At 58.0% G+C, this 19100-nt stretch carries 13 protein-coding genes and 1 pseudogene; 5 read left to right on the top strand and 9 right to left on the bottom strand.

Annotated features, from left to right (window positions below):
- Positions 1-34: 34 nt before the first annotated feature.
- From G5287_RS01275 to G5287_RS01250, 6 genes are all read right to left on the bottom strand, one after another.
- A complete protein-coding gene (locus tag G5287_RS01275; RefSeq protein ID WP_075115488.1) occupies positions 35-1072 on the bottom strand; it encodes an HlyD family secretion protein in 1038 nt (345 codons plus the stop codon).
- 3 nt (positions 1073-1075) lie between these two features.
- Complete coding sequence (locus tag G5287_RS01270; protein WP_257124649.1) at positions 1076-1414, bottom strand: DUF3302 domain-containing protein; 339 nt, start codon at positions 1412-1414, stop codon at positions 1076-1078.
- Between the two features lie 223 nt (positions 1415-1637).
- Positions 1638-3059, bottom strand: a complete 1422-nt coding sequence (locus G5287_RS01265) for a carbon starvation protein A (protein WP_005350521.1) — start codon at positions 3057-3059, stop codon at positions 1638-1640.
- A 140-nt stretch (positions 3060-3199) separates the two neighbouring features.
- A complete protein-coding gene (gene btsR / locus G5287_RS01260) occupies positions 3200-3904 on the bottom strand; it encodes a two-component system response regulator BtsR (protein WP_421230655.1) in 705 nt (234 codons plus the stop codon).
- Complete coding sequence (locus G5287_RS01255) at positions 3901-5571, bottom strand: LytS/YhcK type 5TM receptor domain-containing protein (protein WP_421230654.1); 1671 nt, start codon at positions 5569-5571, stop codon at positions 3901-3903. The genes btsR and G5287_RS01255 overlap by 4 nt, the downstream gene beginning before the upstream one ends.
- Positions 5572-5924: 353 nt before the next feature.
- Positions 5925-7160, bottom strand: a complete 1236-nt coding sequence (locus G5287_RS01250) for an HD-GYP domain-containing protein (RefSeq protein WP_257124650.1) — start codon at positions 7158-7160, stop codon at positions 5925-5927.
- A 230-nt stretch (positions 7161-7390) separates the two neighbouring features.
- Here G5287_RS01250 and G5287_RS01245 point away from each other — a divergent pair, with 230 nt between their 5' ends.
- A complete protein-coding gene (locus G5287_RS01245; protein ID WP_421230653.1) occupies positions 7391-9007 on the top strand; it encodes a phosphoethanolamine transferase in 1617 nt (538 codons plus the stop codon).
- A 71-nt stretch (positions 9008-9078) separates the two neighbouring features.
- Here the strand turns inward: G5287_RS01245 and nagC are convergent, their stop codons facing one another.
- Genes nagC through nagB form a run of 3 tightly spaced genes read right to left on the bottom strand, consistent with a single transcriptional unit; the run spans position 9079 to position 12253 of the window.
- Complete coding sequence (gene nagC, locus G5287_RS01240) at positions 9079-10293, bottom strand: DNA-binding transcriptional regulator NagC (protein ID WP_101530951.1); 1215 nt, start codon at positions 10291-10293, stop codon at positions 9079-9081.
- A 4-nt stretch (positions 10294-10297) separates the two neighbouring features.
- Complete coding sequence (gene nagA, locus G5287_RS01235) at positions 10298-11443, bottom strand: N-acetylglucosamine-6-phosphate deacetylase (protein ID WP_021231107.1); 1146 nt, start codon at positions 11441-11443, stop codon at positions 10298-10300.
- A gap of 9 nt (positions 11444-11452) precedes the next feature.
- Positions 11453-12253, bottom strand: coding sequence for a glucosamine-6-phosphate deaminase (gene nagB, locus G5287_RS01230; RefSeq protein WP_005334308.1), 801 nt, complete (start codon positions 12251-12253; stop codon positions 11453-11455).
- A 273-nt stretch (positions 12254-12526) separates the two neighbouring features.
- Between nagB and nagE the strand changes: the two genes are divergently transcribed.
- From nagE to G5287_RS01210, 4 genes and pseudogenes are all read left to right on the top strand, one after another.
- A complete protein-coding gene (gene nagE / locus G5287_RS01225) occupies positions 12527-14005 on the top strand; it encodes an N-acetylglucosamine-specific PTS transporter subunit IIBC (RefSeq protein ID WP_076492426.1) in 1479 nt (492 codons plus the stop codon).
- 121 nt (positions 14006-14126) lie between these two features.
- Entirely contained in the window at positions 14127-16790 is a 2664-nt protein-coding gene (locus tag G5287_RS01220; RefSeq protein ID WP_005334304.1) for a beta-N-acetylhexosaminidase, read from the top strand.
- Positions 16791-17145: 355 nt separating this feature from the next.
- Complete coding sequence (gene glnS / locus G5287_RS01215; RefSeq protein WP_421230652.1) at positions 17146-18807, top strand: glutamine--tRNA ligase; 1662 nt, start codon at positions 17146-17148, stop codon at positions 18805-18807.
- Positions 18808-18954: 147 nt separating this feature from the next.
- A pseudogene (locus tag G5287_RS01210) lies at positions 18955-19100 on the top strand (IS3 family transposase); the annotation flags it as partial.

Below are 19100 nucleotides of genomic sequence, written 5' to 3'. Positions count from 1 at the left end.
CATGATGCCGGCCCGCAGGGTGCTTGGGTGCTGATCAATGGAACGGGAAGATGTAGTTCATCCAGCTTGCCATGCGCAGCAGTACTTTGCGCATCACAGATACATGGTGGAAGTAGTGGGTATAGATGGCAGCCTGCCCGCTGGAGCCTGCTATTACCTGATACTTGGCCCACTCGGGGTCGGTGATGGAGATAACCACCGGCAGACGACCCGGGCGCACCGCAGTGGTTTGATCCAGCAGACCGGCGTTGGCCTGCACGTTACCGGCGGCAATGGCCGGAACCACGGCGGTTACCTTGCCTTTGAAGATCTTGCCGGGTACGCCATCGATCACCACTTCGGCCTCATCGCCCACCGCCAGTCGCTGCATGCTGTTCTGCCAGAACCAGCCGACGTAGGCGGTGTCATCCTTGTGGATGAAGGTCATCACCGGACGATACATGAAGGGGGTGGCGATCATGCCGGGGCGCAGGGCCAATTGCACCACATGACCATCGCTCGGGGCATAGACCACGGTTTGGGACTGCTGGTACTTGGCTTCCATCAGCTGGGCCTGCAGATCGTTCAGGGTGGCTTTCTGCTGGTCAATTTGGGCCACGATGTCGTCCACGTTGGCTTGGGTGACGTCGAGGTCACGCTGCTTGCCCACGCCACGGCGCATCAGGTCGCTGGCACGATCCCGATCCAGTCTGGCGGAGCGCAGTCTCGCCTCGATGGACTTGAGGTGCTCGCGGTTGGATTCGACCCGTGCGGTGAGGCTCTCCACTTTCAGGCGGAACGGCTCGTCATCGATGCGAAACAGCACATCCCCTTTTTTCACCGGCTGGTTGGCCTGTACCGGAACCTCAACCACCCGACCCTTGACCAGCGGCACTATGGGGGTGGAGACGTAGTAGTTGCGCGCCATCTCGGAGTAGGGGTGGTTGTAGTTCATCAGCATGATCAGGGTGCCGATGAGCAGCACGCCACCCAATGCTGCGGTGGGGACGGTCCACTTGTTGAGCGGGATGCGGAAGATTTTGAATATAGCGACACACAGTGCCGTGTAGGTCAGGATCAGTAGCAGGTCCATGGTTTATCCCTGTTGCTCACTCTGTTCGATAGTGTTGATACGGCTCTTCAGATCCGCCAACTCCTGCTTGAGGGCCGCCAGCTCCTCTTCATCTTCTTGCAGCCGCTGGCTAAAGCCCCAGCCGCGATCGGGGCGATAGAGGGTTGCCCAGATCCAGAGGAAGGGCCACAGCACGTGCAGGGTAAACAGGCTGACCCAACCTGCCACGTGAATGGCATCCTGATGAGGGTGATTCCGATGTTTGGCAATCTCGTAAGGAATATCGTGGATAACGATGACGCCATAAAAAATGACTAGCCCGACAAAGACGAGCAGACCAAGGGCAAAATAATCAAGGGCCATTTATAACCTCCACTGGCATGACGCACAGCTTAATCATGGGTTCCAACAAGCACTAAAGCAATTAAGAATCACACATTTATCGTCAGTTTGCCCGGAATCTTAAAGCTATTCGCTGTATTGAAGCTGAAGCCGTTCGACAGTTGTCTTATTAGTCTTTTTGTCATTAAAAAAGGCGCCATCAGGCGCCTTTTTTGTGCTGCTTTCGCAGCAATTTTTTGCTGCTTTACCCTTCGCTGGTACTGCTGACCAGCGGCTGGCGGAACTTCATCAGGAAGGCCACGGTAATGGCCGCTGTTGCAGTCAGGCCGATGATGGTGGAGGTCCCCATCTCCAGCCCGAATCCGATGGGGGCGTTGGCCAGATAGGTGATCACCACAGCAGTCATGAACATGGCGGGAATGGTGCAGATCCAGTGCAGCTTGCCCTCTTTGATGAGGTAGGCAGCCGCAGCCCACAGCATGATGACGGCGGTGGTCTGGTTGGCCCAGCCGAAGTAGCGCCAGATCACCCCGAATTCAGCCTTGGAGATGATAAAACCAAGGATAAACATGGGGATGGCAATCAGCAGACGCTTGGCCAGCGGTTTCTGGGTCATCTTCAGGAAGTCCGCCACGATCAGGCGAGCACTGCGAAACGCGGTGTCGCCCGAGGTGATAGGCAGGATCACCACACCGAGAATGGCCAGAATGCCGCCCACGGTGCCGAGCAGGCTGGTGGAGACTTCGTGTACCACGGCTGCCGGGCCGCCGTTGGCCATAGTAGCGTTGAGCGCTTCGGTGCTGTCGTAGAAGGAGAGACCCAGGGTGCACCAGATAAGGGCGATGATCCCTTCACCGATCATTGCACCGTAGAAAATGAAGCGGCCGGATTTTTCGTTCTGCATGCAGCGCGCCATCAGTGGTGACTGGGTGGCGTGGAAGCCGGATACCGCGCCACAGGCGATGGTGATGAAGAGCAGCGGCCAGAGCGGCAGTTCGGTCGGGTGCAGGTTGGAGAAGTCCATCCCTGTGTTGTAGAAGCCTTTGCCGGAGGCGATCAGGCCAACGATGAGGCCGACCGACATGAAGACCAGCAGGGCGCCGAAGATGGGATAGAAGCGACCGATGATCTTGTCGATGGGGACTATGGTCGCGAGGATGTAGTAGGCAAAGATTGCCACAATCCAGTAGACCAGATCGGTGGAGGTGAGGTTGGCCAAGAGGCCCGCCGGGCTCAGCACGAATACCACGCCCACCAGCATCAGCAGCACCACGGCAAACAGGTTCATGAAGTGCTTGGCGGCGGTGCCCAGATGCTCACCGACCACGGTTGGCACCGAGGCCCCCTTGGCGCGTACCGACAGCATGCCGGAGAAGTAGTCATGTACCGCACCGGCGAAGATGCAGCCAAAGACGATCCACAGCATGGCGACCGGGCCGTAGAGGGCACCCAGGATGGGGCCGAAGATGGGGCCGACGCCTGCGATGTTGAGCAGTTGAACCAGATAGACTTTCTTGTCCGACATCGGGACATAGTCCACCCCGTCAGCCATGGTGATGGCGGGGGTTTTCAGCTCGGGTTTCGGGCTGAATATCCGTTCGATGAATTTGCCGTATATGAAGTAGCCGGCCACAAGTAAGCCGACACAGAGGAAGAACCAGATCATTGCTACGCTCCTGCATTGTTATTTTTTAGTGTGCAGAGCGAGTCTAAAACGGTTGCGCCTGACTGGCAGGTGAAACTCCCCGAGCGGCGCTTTGGCGCGCCGAGCGGTCGGCGGCTGTGATCAGGCGCACACTCCGCGGCTCAGTCCAGCCCCAGCTGATCTTTGAGCTCCTTGAGATAGCGACGACTGACCGGCACCCGGGCGCCGCTCGGGGTGACAATCTCTGCCAGCTGGTTATCCAGCAGCTGGATCTCGAAGATGGCGTTGGGGGAGACCAGATACTGGCGGTGGCAGCGCAGCAGCGGGCTCTTTTCTTCCAGCGATTTGAGGGTGAGCTGGGTGTGGAACAGCTCGCCCTGACAGGCCACATGGACCCCGCCCAGATCGGAGAAGGCATACTCCACCTGCGCGATGGGCAGCAGCCTGACCCGATTGTGCAGATAGCCCGGAATATGTTCGATAGTCGGGGCCAGCCGCTCGATGGGCTGCGGGGAGATATCCTGCTTGAGGCGAGCGAGGGTCTTGGCGAGCCGGGCGGGCTCCACCGGCTTGAGCAGGTAGTCGAAGGCGTTCTCTTCAAAGGCCTGAATGGCATATTCGTCAAAGGCGGTGACAAAGACGATGCGGGGCAGGGGGTCGAGCATGGCGACCAGCTCCATGCCGCTCAGCTTGGGCATCTGGATATCGAGGAACACCACATCAGGCTTGAGGCGCTGAATAAGCGGCAGCGCCTCGATGGCGTTGGCCGCTTCCCCCACGATCTCGATGGCAGGATCGCAGGTCAGATGTTGCCTCAGCTCTTCGCGGGCATAGTGTTCGTCATCGACAATCAGGGTGCGGATCATGATTGCTCCTTGGGGATGGTGAACGAGACCCGGGTCCACTGTTCCGGCTCGCACGCAATAGTCACGCCATAGCGCTCGCCAAAGGCGCTTTTCAGTCGCCGATCGACAATGGTCATGCCCAGACCGTCGCCAGCGGGATGCGCTTGCCAGGTGCCTGCATTATCTTCCACATGGATAGTGACGCTGGTGGGATGCTCATCGGTATAGAGGCGAATACGCCCCTGCTCCAGCAGAGTCGAGATGCCGTGCTTGATGGCATTCTCGATCAACGGTTGCAGGGTGAAGCTGGGCAGTCGCAGTGTGGCCAGATGGGGCGGGATCTCGTTTATCACCGTCAGCCGATCGCCAAAGCGGGCCAGCTCGATCTCCAGATAGGATTGGCAGTGCTCCTGCTCCTCCTGCAGAGTCGCAAGGCCGCTCTGGCGTTTGAGGTTCTTGCGAAAGAACAGCGACAGATGCAGCAGCAGATCCCGCGCCTTGTCCGGATCGCGCCGGGTGATGGCACTGATGGTGTTGAGGGTGTTGAACAGAAAGTGGGGGTTGATCTGGGCCTGGATCAGCTTGAGTTCGGACTGCACCAGCAGCCGCTGATGCTGCTCCAGCCGACCGGCCAGCAACTGCTGTGACAGCAGGTTGGCAATCCCTTCCCCCAGGGTGTGGTTGATCTTGAGAAACAGCCGCTTCTTCGGCTCGTAGAGCTTGATGGTGCCGATCACCCCCTTGTCCCCCTGCAGCGGGATCACCAGCACCGAGCCCAGCTGGCATGCGGAGGAGAGGCTGCAGCGATAGGGCTGGCTGTTGCCATCGGCAAACAGCACCTTGTTCTGGGCGATGGCCTGCATGGTGATGGCTGACGCGATGGGGGTGCCCGGCAGATGGTGATCTTCGCCGGTGCCGATAAAGGCGAGGATCTGCTCGGTGTCCGTGATGGCGACCGCCCCAACGCCGGTCTCCTCCTGAATGATGCGGGCAATCTTGTTGCTCGCCTGTGGGGTAAAGCCCTGACTCATGATCCCCACTGTACGGTTGGCGATATTGAGCGCCTTGGCGGAGAAGACCCGGGAGAACTTCTCATACATCCGCTGCTGGTCGCGGATCATGCTGATAAAGAGCGCCGCGCCGCAGGAGTTGGCGAGAATCATCGGGGTGGCGATGGTGCGCACCAGCAGCAGGGATTTGTCGAACGGGGTCGCCACCAGCAGGATGATGACCATCTGCATGATCTCGGCGTAGAGGGTGGTAAAGAAGGCGATACGCGGTTCAAACAGGGCATCCGTTCGTCCCGAGCGCATCAGTCGCCAGTGCACTATGCCCCCGAGCAACCCCTCGCAGGTGGTGGAGATAGCGCAGGCGAGATCGGTAAATCCCCCCAGCGTATAGCGGTGCAGACCACCGGTCAGCCCCACCAGAAAGCCCACCAGTGGCCCCCCCAATAATCCCCCCAAGACGGCGCCGACCGCCCGGGTGTTGGCGATGGCATCGTCGATATCGAGGCCTACATAGGTTCCGAGGATGCAAAAACATGAAAATATTATGTATATCAGTATCTTGTGAGGAAGCCTCACTGAATAGTTGGCAAGCGGGCGAAGCAGCGGGCTTTTCGAGAAGAGATAGGCGATCACCAGGCTGACGCTCATCTGCTGTAACAAAGAGAGAACCAACTGCATAAAAAACGCGCCCCATCAGCCAGCCTAAAAAACAACCAGCCCGTGAATAAGTGTGATCAGGATCTTGTTCTGTTGGCCCAACTGGGCGCAACGGGCCGTCAGTTTGCCAGAAAAACTGGATAAAACTACATTAAATCAGCATGTTAAATTGATATTTGTGTAAGAGGTGATGGATTGCTATTGATGAATGGAGCATGAATGTATCCGCCGGATACGCCACACGGAGGTGGCATGCTCCGCCCGGCCCCTTGGCTGGGCGTTTTTTATACATGGTCAGTTGGCAACCTTCTGATGGGGGTTTGAGCAATTATTCCGGTTTGTCCAATGAGTTATCCCCAGCTTCTGGGGATAACTCAGAATGCAAAGTAGTAACAGAAGCGGCGGGTCAGATTGAAGAACTGCCGCTGTCCCTCATCCAGCTCCTCCTGTTTGATAAAGGCACTGATGGTGCGTTCATCTTCCCGCAGATCGATCATGGCGACCGCTTCCGGCCGCTGGGCCTTGATATAGGGCAGGATCTTCGGCTTGAGGGGCATGGTGGGTTCGGTAGATAGCACCAGCGCAATGCTCTCGTCGGAGAGTTTCACCAGGGAGCCCGGTGGGTAGACCCCCAGCACTTTGACCAGCAACTTGACCAGATTCTGGTCGAACTTCTTCTGGGATAACTTGTAGAGCTGGCTGATGGCCTGACTCGGTGCCGCCGGCGTGCCACTGTTGCGGGGATGAAGCAGCTCGTCGTAGAAGTCGACCAGTCCGATCAGCCGCGCCAGCGGCGGGATCTCCCCCCCCTTGATCCCCAGCGGATAACCGCTGCCGTCGAGCCGTTCGTGGTGCAGATGGGCTACCTGACGAATTTTGGGCTCAAAGGCATTGAGTTGGTTCAGCATGTCAAATCCGTACTGGGGATGCATCTTGAGGAAGTTCTGCTCGGCCTTGTTTAGCTCACCACGCTTTTGGGTGATCTGGCTGGGAATTTTCAGTTCACCTATGTCGTGGATAAGTCCCGCAAGGCCGGTCTCTTCCAGCTCGATGGGATTCATCCCCAATTCGCGGGCCATCAGCATGGCAATGAAAGCCACATTGAGACTGTGCTGCAGCAGGACATCGGTGTGGGGACTACGGATCAGGTGAAGCCCGAGGGGGCCCTCGTGCTGACTAAGGGTGAAGGCGGCATTGCGGACGATCTGGGCGGTGTTGGCCAGCCCTTCATCCGGTTTGAGGTTGAGTGCCCCGAGAGCATCACGCAGCTCGCTCATGGACTGGCCAAAGGCCTTGTCGGCGGCGCGCATGGAGCGGCGAAAGGCTTTTTCGTCAAAAGGGGGCGGGCCGGCATCAATCAGGGACTCCAGCTCTTCGAGATCGGGCCCGGCATCGGGGATATCGCCGCGCAGCAGCGGCTCGATGGGCAGATCGCTCTTGTCGGGGTCGACCATCAGCAGGGTGAGATCAAGATGACGGAGAATGTCGAGTTGCTGCTGATCCTTGATCTTGAAGGTATTGAACATAAATGGGTGGTTAGTCCATCCCGTGGGGAGATGGATATAGTGGCCTACTCTCAATTGCTCTATCGAGGCTTGGATCAGTGCCATCGGTTAACCTGCATTTCGTGAATGCCTACTCAACAAGCTAGCAAAATCCGATGGATAGACAACTAAAAATCCATTTCGGGGCTACGGAGCACCCCGTGCTGTGATGGGGCGCACGAGCGCCGTGCTTCTCCTCTTAATTCGCGCTTAAGTTTTACTTCCTACGCTGGCCCCGTCGTTTTTGTTGGCTTGGCCGGCCCGCTGCGCTGCAGGCCGGTATGTAGGAGTTGTTTATGCGTGTAACTCTCGGTGTACTGCAGACCAATCTGTTGCTGGTGCTCTTTTTCGCCCTGGTACTGAACTGGCCAATCTTTTTGCATTTCTATACGGTGCTCAGCGCCCTGACCCATGTCAAAGCCGGATTTGCCATCTCGATCCCGCTGGTGCTGATCGCTGCGCTCAATGCCGTGTTTATTCCCTTCACGTTCCGGTTTGTGCTCAAGCCCTTTTTTACCGTGCTCATTCTGACTGGCTCCATCGTCAGCTACGCCATGCTCAAATACGGTGTCATCTTTGATGCCGGCATGATCCAGAACATAGTGGAGACCAACAGTGGTGAGGCGGGTGCCTATTTGAATGGCTCGGTTGCGCTCTGGTTTCTGCTGACCGGGCTGCTGCCTGTTCTGGTGCTCTGGTCACTGCGGATCCGCTATCCGGCTCGCTGGTATCAGGGGTTGGCGTGGCGGGCTGGTGCACTGGCTATCTCTCTGCTGTTTATCGGGGGCGTCGCGTCACTTTACTATCAGGATTACGCCTCGGTCGGGCGCAACAACAAGTCGCTGGCCAAAGAGATTGTGCCCGCCAACTATGTGCACGGCCTCTACAAATATGGGCGGGATGTGCTGTTTGCCACGCCGATCCCCTACCAGCATCTGGGGACAGATGCCAGGGTGGTGGCCCGGGGAAGCAAGCCGACTTTGATGTTCCTGGTGGTGGGGGAGACGGCGCGCAGCCAGAACTACTCCCTTAACGGGTATGGCAAGGCGACCAACAGCTTTACAGCAAAAGAGCAGGGGGTGGTGTCGTTCAGGAATGTGCGCTCCTGCGGTACAGCCACCGCCGTCTCGGTGCCCTGCATGTTCTCCAACCTCACTCGCCGCGGTTACGATGACCAGCTTGCCAGCTCCCGTGACGGCCTGCTCGATGTGCTGCAACATGCCGGGGTCTCGGTGTTGTGGAAAGAGAACGATGGCGGCTGTAAAGGGGTGTGCCGCAATGTGCCGACCATCGAGATCCTCCCCAAATCCTATCCTGCGCTCTGTCAGGGGGAGTCTTGCTATGACGAGGTGCTGCTGGAGGGGCTGGATCAGCAGATTGCCGGCATGAAGGGCAACAAGCTGGTGGCTTTTCACCTGATGGGCAGCCATGGCCCGACCTATTTTCGTCGTTACCCTGCCAGCGAGCGCGTCTTTATGCCGGACTGCCCGCGTAGCGACATTGAAAACTGCAGCAACGAAGAGCTGGTCAACACCTATGACAACACCATCCGCTACACCGACAAGGTGGTGGGACTGCTGATAGACAAGCTCAAGTCGCTGGAGAGCCAGTACGATGTGGGACTGGTCTATCTCTCCGATCACGGCGAATCCCTTGGGGCCATGGGGCTCTATCTGCACGGCACGCCCTACAAGTTTGCGCCGGATGATCAGACCCGGGTGCCGCTGCTGACCTGGTTCTCGCCCCAGTTACAGGCCGATCGCCAGCTTGATATGGGTTGCCTGGCGGCGGAGGCGAGCAGTCAGCGCTTCTCCCATGACAACCTCTTTCACTCCATGCTGGGGATCATGGATGTGCAGACGAGTGTTTACGACAACAAGCTGGATCTGTTCAAGCCATGTCGGGCGGGCTAAACCGCTAGCAAGCACACAATAGAAAACGGCAGCCACTGGCTGCCGTTTTGTTATCTAGCAAGATCAGTGTCTTACTTCTGCTCCATGATGATCTGCAGCAGATCTCCCTCCAGCAGGGCGCGCTTGACCAGCGCAAAGCCGCCATAGGTCGGCTGGTTCTGGAAGCGGGCCTTCACGATGGGCAGGCCACGGTGGAAGCTCGGCAGGGATTGATGCTCGACACAGCGACGAATGGCCGGGAAGAGGAGCTCTTCGGCGGCGGTGATTTCTCCGGCGATCAGCACCTTCTGCGGGTTGAACAGGTTGACCGTAATCGCCACCGCCCGTCCCAGATGCTCACCCACGTTCTCGATGACGCTGCGGGCCAGTTCATCGCCCGCCAGCGCCGCCTTGCACACCTCCTGAATGGTGATGTGCTTCTCCTGCAGCGCGCTCTGGTGACCGCGGCTGATGAGCTCTTTCACCTTGTCGATTATCGCTTCGTTGGAGGCGATGGTCTCGAGGCAGCCGAAGTTGCCGCAGTGGCAGCGTTTGCCGAGTGGCTCGACCTGAATATGGCCGATCTCGCCAACGTTGCGGTTCTGACCGAGGAACACCTGACCCTTGGTGATGATCCCGGAGCCCGTCCCCTGGTGGACGCTCACCAGAATGGAGTCCATGCAGTCGCGGGACTCGCCGAAGAAGTGTTCGGCCAGTGCCAGCGAGCGGGTGTCGTTGCCCACGTAGCAGGGGAGGTTGAAGTGGTTCTCAAGCAGCTTCGCTAACCCCAGATTACGGATCTGGTACTTGGGGGTGTAGATGACCATGCCGGATTCCGGGTTGACCAGACCCGGCATGGTCAGCGCGATGCTGATGAGGTTGCGACAGCGTTCGCGGTTGGCATCGATAAAGGCGCCAATCTCCCGCAGCAGCATGTCGACCACGGGTTGCTGGTCGATCTCGGTCACCTGAATGACGTGCTGGTCGAGCTCCTTGCCATCTAGGTCATAGAGACTCAGTTGCAGGTAGCCGCGGCCCAGCTTGGCAGAGACAAACTGAAAGCGATGTTTGATGGTGGTCAGGGAGATGGCACGCCGCCCGCCGGTTGAGGCTTGCGGAGAGGTCTCCTTGATCAGGCCATGCTCGATCAGTTGCCGGGTTATTTTGGTCACGCTGGCCGGGGCCAGCTGACTCAACTCGGCAATCTTGACCCGGGAGATGGGGCCTTGCAGGTCGATGAGCCGATACACGGCTGCACTGTTGACCTGCTTGATAAGATCTACGTTTGCTATTTGTCCGCCAGTCATGATGTCACTGTTGTGTGTAGTGTCCGTTAACCACGGTCCCACGGACCGTGAAGTCCTGATCGAAGACAGTGAGGTTGGCTACTTTACCGACCTGGATACTACCGAGACGTGAGTCCCATCCAATGGCGCGAGCGGGGTAGAGGCTGGCCATTCTCAGTGCTTCATCGAGCGGTAATCCGACCTGCTTGACCAGATTTTCCACCCCCTCAATCATGGTGAGGGAGGAACCGCCGAGTGTACCATTCTCGTCGACACACTGACCATCGCGTAAAAAGACGGTGGTGCCACAAAAATCAAATTTCTCAAAGCCTTCCGGTGCACCGGCTGCCGCGGTGGCATCGGTGACCAGCACCAGTCGCTCCCCCAGCGCCTTGTGAGCCAGACGCACGTTGGCCCAGTGCACATGGTGGCCATCGACGATGATGCCCGCGTAGACATCCTTGCGATCATAGATGGCGCCCACCACGCCCGGCTCGCGACCGTTGAGGGTCGGCGTCATGGCGTTGTAGAGGTGGGTCGCAAAGCGAATACCGTTATCGAACCCGGCCATGGCCTGATCGTAACTGGCGGCAGTGTGACCGGCCGAGACCAGAATGCCCGCTTCCACCAGACGGCGGATATGGGCCGGCTCGTTGCGCTCCGGAGCAAGGGTGATTTTGGTGATGGCATCCGCGTTGGCGCAGAAGAAGTCGATCATCTCGTCCGCTGGCTGGCGAATTTGCGCGGCAGGGTGGATCCCCTTGCGCTTGAGGTTGGTGTAAGGCCCTTCCAGATGGACGCCCAGCACCTCGTTGGGGTGTGCAGCCATGTAGTCACGGGTCACCGCAACGGCCTGCTTCATGTCGGCATCCGGACTGGTGATCAGGGTCGGCAGGAAGCTGGTGGTACCGGATTTGAGGTTGGCCGCCTGCATGGTTGCCAGGGTCTCGACCGTGATGTCGGTGTTGAACATCACTCCGCCACAGCCGTTGAGCTGGACGTCGATAAAACCGGCGGTCAGGTTGGCGCCTTTGAGGTCAATCTGCTCGATGCCCGCAGGCAGTTCGGCCAGGTGAGAGATGGCGACAATTTTGTCGCCCTCGATAAGCACCCCGTAGCCGGTCAGCACGCAGCTGCCGGTGTAGAGGGTGCAGTTGGTCAATGCGTACATGACGACTCCTTACAGACGGCCGATGTTGGCGGCTTCCAGCTGCTGGAAGTAGCGAACGGTCTTGACCTTGAGCTCCATGGTGGAGGGCTCGTCGCACACCATCATTCCCTTCGGATGCAGTTGCAGGGTGGAGATGGTCCACATGTGGTTGACGCTGCCTTCCACGGCGGCCTGCAGGGCCAGTGCCTTGCCGTGCCCGGTGACCAGGATCATGATCTCTTCCGCATCCATCAGGGTGCCGACACCCACGGTCAGGGCCAGCTTGGGCACCTGCTCCATGTCGCCACCGAAGAAGCGGGAGTTGGCGATGCGGGTGTCTTCGGTCAGGGTCTTGACCCGGGTGCGGGAGGAGAGGGAAGAAGCCGGCTCGTTGAATGCGATGTGGCCGTCGTTACCCACGCCACCCATGAACAGGTGGATCTTGCCGTAGGACTTGATTTTGTCTTCGTAGCGCTTGCACTCGGCCACCAGATCCTCGGCATTGCCGTTGAGGATGTTGATGTTCTCGGGACGAATGTCGATGTGGCTGAAGAAGTTGTTGTGCATGAAGCTGTGGTAGCTCTCCGGGTGATCTTCCGGCAGGCCGACGTACTCGTCCATGTTGAAGGTGACCACGTTCTGGAAGCTCACTTCACCGGCTTTGTGCAACTCGATCAGGCGCTTGTAGGTGTTGAGCGGGGTGCCACCGGTGGGCAGGCCCAGTACGAAAGGGCGATCGCTGGTCGGCTTGAACGCGTTGATGCGGTCAACGATGTAACGAGCAGACCACAGGCCTACTTGGCTGGCAGATTTCAACGGGATCAGGCGCATATGGGATACCTCTGTGTCGGGTTGCGACCGGTTTGGCGGTGGCAATTGGCTAAGACGGATTCAAGTTGTTTTATAGCGTAAATAAAGATTGCGAACTAAGCCACATCTATCCACCACCTTTATCTTGTTTGGGTGATAACGATCACGATTATCGGTTTATTAATTTGCGCAGCGAAATAAAAGCCCTAGACTGCCAATCAAGCCTTGATGGCTTATGCGTCAAACGTGATAAGCACTTAATTTCTAGAAAAACATTAACTAAGGAGAGGAACCGTGAACATTCTCGGTTATTTGCAAAAGATCGGCCGTGCCCTGATGGTGCCGGTAGCGGTATTGCCTGCCGCAGCGATCCTGATGGGGGTTGGCTACTGGATTGACCCGAATGGTTGGGGTGGTGACAGTGCGCTGGCTGCCTTCCTGATTAAAGCGGGCGCAGCCATTATCGATAACATGTCCGTACTGTTCGCAGTCGGTGTTGCTTACGGTATGTCCAAGGATAAAGACGGTTCTGCTGCTCTGGCAGGTCTGGTCGGCTTCCTGGTCGTTACCACCCTGCTGAGCCCGGGCGCTGTGGCCCAGATCAAGAGCATCCCGGTGGAGCAGGTTCCTGCCGCGTTTGCCAAGATCAGCAACCAGTTCGTGGGTATCCTGTGTGGTGTTATCGCCGCTGAGCTGTACAACCGCTTCAGCAGCGTCGAACTGCACAAGGCACTCTCCTTCTTCTCCGGTCGTCGTCTGGTACCGATCGTAACCTCCGTGGTGATGATCGTCGTATCCTTCATCCTGATGGCCGTATGGCCGGCAATCTACGGTGGTCTGGTCTCCTTCGGTGAGTCCATCGTGAGCCTGGGCTCTACCGGCGCCGGTATCTACGCCTTCTTCAACCGTCTGCTGATCCCGATCGGTCTGCACCACGCCCTGAACTCCGTATTCTGGTTCAACGTGGCCGGTATCAACGACATCCCGAACTTCCTGGGTGGTCAGGCTACTATCGATGCTGCTCTGGCCGCTGGCAAGAGCCTGGATCAGGTGAAAGGCGTGGTCGGTATGTACCAGGCTGGCTTCTTCCCCATCATGATGTTCGGTCTGCCGGGTGCCGCTCTGGCCATCTACCACTCCGCCAAGAAAGAGAACAAAGAGAAAGTTGCTTCCATCATGATCGCAGCTGCCTTTGCCTCCTTCTTCACCGGTGTTACCGAGCCGCTCGAGTTCTCCTTCATGTTCGTGGCGCCGGTACTGTATGTCATCCACGCCGTACTGACCGGTATCTCCGTGTTCATCGCTGCCTCCATGCAGTGGATGGCCGGTTTCGGTTTCAGTGCCGGTCTGGTGGATATGGTGCTCTCCAGCCGTAACCCGCTGGCGACCAACTGGTACATGCTGATCCCTCAGGGTCTGGTCTTCTTCGGCCTCTACTACACCGTGTTCCGCGTAGTGATTGCCAAGCTGAACCTGAAAACCCCGGGTCGTGAAGATGACGAAGAGACTGCTCCGGCTGCCGCTCAATCTACCAACCGTACCGAGCTGGCCAAGCAATACCTGGAAGTGCTGGGTGGTCAAGAGAACCTGGTCTCCATCGATGCCTGCATCACCCGTCTGCGTCTGACTCTGAAAGACCGCAGCATCGTCGATGAGCGCAAGCTGAAAGCCCTGGGTGCAGCCGGTGTGGTCAAACTCGGTGAGCAGAACCTGCAGGTGATTCTGGGCCCATTGGCCGAAATCATCGCCGGTGAGATGAAAGCCCTGCGTTAATCGAGCGACTCGCTCACCTCAAGTCTAAGTCCATTGTTGACATAACTAAGGGCCCCGCTCAGGGGCCCCATATAAAAAAGCCAAGAAAATCCAACCTTTACTTCAAATGAGAGCAGCAGTTATGAACTTGAAACATTCTCTGTTAGCCATTGCCATGTCTACCGTTTTTGTCAGCCAGGTCCAGGCAGCCGATGCCGCCAAGCAGGCTGTGGTCGACTCCCTCGCCAACAACCTGGTGGTCAAGTATGAAGTGGTCACCAACGACGGTGCCGGTGCCGGCCTCGATTGCCAGGCGCTCGGTTCCGAGTGGGCGAGCTGTGGCGTTGCCAAGCTGCACCTGACCAATACCGGTGCTGACGTCACCTCCAAAGACTGGAGCATCTACGTCTCCTCCATCCGTCGTATCCAGCGTGTGGATAACGACCAGTTCACCATCACTCACCTGACCGGCGATCTCTATCGTTTGACGCCAACCGAGAAGTTCCAGGGCTTTGCCAAGGATGCCACGGTCGAAGTGCCGCTGGTGGTGGAATACTGGGTGCTGTTTGAGTCTGACATCATGCCGAACTGGTATGTCGCCAGCGAAGGTGCCGAGCCGAAAGTACTGGCCAGCATGAGCAACATCAATGATGCCAGCACCTACGAGAAGCCGATGCCGGCCGATGGCTGGAAGCGTACCAAGGATGACAAGAACATCCTGATGAACAGCGAAACCCGTTTCGCGGCCAACCAGACCAGCACCCTGCTGCCGGCTGGCAAGATTGACAACCAGATCCTGCCGACCCCGATGAAGCAGGTCGTCAAAGCTGGTCCGCAGGTTGACTTCTCCACCATCAAACTCAATGCCCTGGACTTGCCGAGCGATCGCGCCGAGGCCCTGAAGGCTCAACTGACCAAGCTGGGTGTTACCCTCTCCGACACCGGCTACCCGGTGACCATCAAGCTCGGCAGCAAGCTCAAGCAGGCTGAAGGCTATGACATGACCATCGGTCAGAAGGGCACCGTGATCCAGGGTCGCGACATCGACGGGGCATTCTGGGGTGCACAATCCCTGATCTCCTTGCTGGGTGTTGATGACAAGCTGGTGAGCCCGATGACCGTCGAAGATGCGCCGCGCTTTGAATACCGTGGCATGCAGACCGACGTGGCCCGCCACTTCCGCAGTCTGGATACCATGAAGAAGCTGGTTGACCAGATGTCTGCCATGAAGCTCAACGTGCTGCACCTTGGCCTGACCAACGATGAAGGCTGGCGTCTGGAGATCCCGGGTCTGCCGGAGCTGACCCAGGTCGGTAGCCAGCGTTGCCACGACGAGTCCGAAACCAAGTGCCTGATGCCGCAACTGGGTTCCGGCCCGACCAGCGACAACCAGGGTTCCGGTTTCTACAGCAAGTCTGACTACGTGGATCTGGTGCGTTATGCCAAGGCCCGCGGTGTGACCGTGATCCCCGAGATCAACATGCCGGCCCACGCTCGTGCTGCCGTGGTCTCCATGGAAGCGCGCTACAAGCGTCTGATGGCGGAAGGCAAAGAAGCCGAAGCCAACCAGTTCCGTCTGACTGACCCGGCTGACACCTCCAACGTCACCTCCGTCCAGTTCTACGACAAAATGTCCTTCATCAACCCTTGCCAGCCGGGTGCTGCCACCTTCGTGGCCAAGGTAATGGATGAAGTTGCCCAGATGCACCAGGCCGCCGGTCAGCCGCTGACCGCATGGCACTACGGTGGTGATGAGGCGAAGAACATCATGCAGGGCGGTGGCTATCAGGATCCGGCCGTCACCAAGAAAGAAGAGCTGGTCGCCTGGAAAGGCAACGTCGACTCCAGCAAGCAGGACAAGCCGTTTGGCAAGTCCCCGATGTGCCAGAAGATGATCGACGAAGGCAAGATCAAGGAAGTTGGCGAGCTGCCGGTTTACTTTGCCAAGGAAGTGGGCCAGATGGTCAAAGACCGCGGCTTCTCTACCCTGCAGGCGTGGGAAGATGGTCTGAAGTACGCCAGCGGTGCCAAGGACTTCGCCACCGACAACACCCGTGTCAACTTCTGGGAAACCCTCTACTGGGGTGGCTTCAACGAAGCGATGAAGTGGGCGCACAAGGGTTACCAAGTGGTGCTGTCCAACCCGGATTACCTCTACTTCGACTTCCCGAACGAAGTACACCCGGCCGAGCGTGGCTACTACTGGGCAACCCGTTTCAACGACACGCGCAAGGTGTTTGCCTTCGCCCCGGAAAACCTGCCGCAGAACGCCGAGACCTCGGTTGACCGCGACGGCAACGCCTTCGTGGCCAAGGGTGACCAGGATCCGGTCAAGTTCAAGGGGATCTCCGGTCAGCAGTGGAGTGAAACCGTGCGTACCGATGCTCAGTACGAGTACATGGTCTACCCGCGTATCTTCTCCGTGGCCGAGCGTGCCTGGCACAAAGGTGGCTTCGAGCTGAACTATGTGAAGGGTCGCGAGTTCTCCGGCGAGACCAAGTTCGTCAACAAGGCCACCCTCAACAAAGAGTGGAACCAGTTTGCCAACGTACTGGGTCAGCGCGTGCTGCCGAAACTGGATCAGGCCGGTGTTGAATACCGCCTCTCCGTACCGGGCGCCAAGGTAGTGAACGGTGTGCTGGAAGCGAACGTGGACCTGCCGGGCCTGCCCATCCAGTACAGCCTGGACGGTACCAACTGGAGTGCCTATGACGCAGCGGCCAAGCCGAGCGTGAATGGCAAGGTCTACCTGCGTACCACCAGCTTCGATGGCAAGCGCACCAGCCGCGTCACCGAACTGAACTGATAGCAGTCAACCGTTAACATGAGGTGGGTCGCAAGACCCGCCTTTCCCAAGGGCGATGGCGTATCGGGTTTGGGAAAGGTTGACTGTGCGTGTGAGCCTTTGTTGTGTGTAATTGTCTGTTTTGTGTTTTTCATCACTTTCAGCCCCGCCTCGTGCGGGGCTTTTTTATTCATTTGGGGTGCAATGTGCCAAGCCACGCCGTTTTTAGTGGCGCAATGGTCGGGAAATGGCCCGGAAGTGCCAAATTCAGGTTGAGACAGCGCCCGTAATAAGGGATCATACCCGGCTTGACGGCGGGGGGATGAGGGTGCCAGCCGGCACAACTTCCGCCAGTGACGCTTTTTTGAGGTGAGCCATGAGTCAGGCGAACAGCCCAACTAACTTTATTCGTCAGATCATTGATGAAGATCTGGCCAGCGGTAAGCACAGCAGCGTGCATACCCGTTTTCCGCCCGAGCCGAACGGTTATCTCCATATCGGCCACGCCAAATCCATCTGCCTGAACTTCGGCATCGCCCGCGACTATCAGGGCCAGTGCAACCTGCGTTTCGATGACACCAACCCGGTGAAGGAAGATATCGAGTACGTAGAGTCCATCAAGCAGGACGTACAGTGGCTCGGCTTCCAGTGGAACGGCGAGATCTGCTACTCCTCCGACTATTTCGACAAGCTGCACGGCTACGCCATCGAGCTGATTGAAAAGGGTCTGGCCTATGTGGACGAGCTGACGCCCGAGCAGATGCGTGAGTACCGTGGCACCCTGACCGAGCCGGGCAAGAATAGCCCGTTCCGCGATCGCAGCGTGGAAGAGAACCTGGCGCTGTTTGCCAAGATGAAGAACGGCGAGTTCGCCGAAGGCACCGCCTGCCTGCGCGCCAAGATCGACATGGCATCTCCCTTCATGGTGATGCGTGATCCGGTTATCTACCGCATCAAGTTTGCCCACCACCACCAGACCGGTGACAAGTGGTGCATCTACCCGATGTATGACTTCACCCACTGCATCTCGGACGCGCTGGAAGGGATCACCCACTCCATCTGCACCCTGGAGTTCCAGGACAACCGTCGTCTGTACGACTGGGTGCTGGACAACATCACCATCGACTGCCACCCCCGTCAGTACGAGTTCTCTCGTCTGAACCTCGAATACACCGTCATGTCCAAGCGCAAGCTGAACCTGCTGGTGACCGAGAAGCACGTCGATGGTTGGGATGACCCGCGCATGCTGACCGTCTCCGGTCTGCGTCGTCGTGGTTACACCCCGGCCTCCATCCGCGAGTTCTGCAAGCGCATCGGCGTCACCAAGCAGGACAACATCGTCGAGATGAGCATGCTGGAAGCCTGTATCCGTGAAGACCTCAACGAACATGCACCGCGCGCCATGGCCGTGCTGCATCCGGTGAAAGTGGTTATCGAGAACCTGGCTGCCGACGAAGTGCTGACTGCCCCGGCCCACCCGAGCAATGCCGAGATGGGTACCCGCGAGCTGAACTTTACCCGTGAAATCTTCATCGACGAAGCGGACTTCAAAGAAGAGGCGAACAAGCAGTTCAAGCGTCTGGTGTTGGGCAAGGAGGTGCGTCTGCGCAATGCCTATGTGATCAAGGCCGAGCGCATCGAGAAAGATGCCGATGGCAAAGTCACCTGCATCTACTGCTCCTACGATCCCGAGACCCTGGGCAAGGATCCGGCCGATGGCCGCAAGGTGAAAGGGGTGATCCACTGGGTCAGCGCCACTTACTCCCTGCCAGCGGAAGTGCGTCTCTACGACCGTCTGTTCAAGGTACCGAACCCGGGCGCCGAGGATGACTTCGAAGCCGCGCTGAACCCGGAATCCCTGGTGATCATCGAGGGTGCCCGTGTCGAGGCGTCGCTCAAAAACGCCAAGCCGGAGCAGGCTTACCAGTTCGAGCGTGAAGGTTACTTCTGCGCCGACAACAAGCTCTCCAGCCCGGAGCATCTGGTGTTTAACCGCACCGTTGCCCTGCGCGATTCCTGGGGCAAGGTAGAAGGCTAAGCCGATGGGGCAGGGGAGACCCTGCCCTGTGTGCTGCCAGCGGCCTGCGCCGGACAATAAAAAAGCCAGCTGATGCTGGCTTTTTTATTGTCCGTGTCCCGTCCTGAATATGGTTTACACCTTTCCCCCCAATAAATGGAGAGCCCGATGGGACAAGGTGTGAAACGGACACAGCGCGATTACTCGCTGACTTTTAAACTGGCACTGGTCGAGCAAATTGAAAAAGGCGAGCTCAGTTGCCAGCAAGCACAAGCCCGATATGGCATTCAGGGCAATTCGACCATTCTGGTATG

The organism is Aeromonas sp. 603079, assembly GCF_049172135.1.
Taxonomy (GTDB): domain Bacteria; phylum Pseudomonadota; class Gammaproteobacteria; order Enterobacterales; family Aeromonadaceae; genus Aeromonas; species Aeromonas veronii.
Note: the sequence above shows the minus strand (reverse complement) of the source record. Positions and strands in the feature narration are given on the sequence as shown.

Coding starts and splice junctions, on each gene's coding strand:
- nagC (WP_101530951.1), bottom strand. CDS start 10,293: ATGACTGGCGGACAAATAGCAAACGTAGATCTTATCAAGCAGGTCAAC.
- nagA (WP_021231107.1), bottom strand. CDS start 11,443: ATGTACGCATTGACCAACTGCACCCTCTACACCGGCAGCTGCGTGCTG.
- G5287_RS01250 (WP_257124650.1), bottom strand. CDS start 7,160: ATGGCACTGATCCAAGCCTCGATAGAGCAATTGAGAGTAGGCCACTAT.
- G5287_RS01255 (WP_421230654.1), bottom strand. CDS start 5,571: ATGCAGTTGGTTCTCTCTTTGTTACAGCAGATGAGCGTCAGCCTGGTG.
- G5287_RS01265 (WP_005350521.1), bottom strand. CDS start 3,059: ATGATCTGGTTCTTCCTCTGTGTCGGCTTACTTGTGGCCGGCTACTTC.
- nagB (WP_005334308.1), bottom strand. CDS start 12,253: ATGCGCCTGATCCCGTTGAAATCTGCCAGCCAAGTAGGCCTGTGGTCT.
- G5287_RS01245 (WP_421230653.1), top strand. CDS start 7,391: ATGCGTGTAACTCTCGGTGTACTGCAGACCAATCTGTTGCTGGTGCTC.
- glnS (WP_421230652.1), top strand. CDS start 17,146: ATGAGTCAGGCGAACAGCCCAACTAACTTTATTCGTCAGATCATTGAT.
- btsR (WP_421230655.1), bottom strand. CDS start 3,904: ATGATCCGCACCCTGATTGTCGATGACGAACACTATGCCCGCGAAGAG.
- G5287_RS01275 (WP_075115488.1), bottom strand. CDS start 1,072: ATGGACCTGCTACTGATCCTGACCTACACGGCACTGTGTGTCGCTATA.
- G5287_RS01270 (WP_257124649.1), bottom strand. CDS start 1,414: ATGGCCCTTGATTATTTTGCCCTTGGTCTGCTCGTCTTTGTCGGGCTA.
- G5287_RS01220 (WP_005334304.1), top strand. CDS start 14,127: ATGAACTTGAAACATTCTCTGTTAGCCATTGCCATGTCTACCGTTTTT.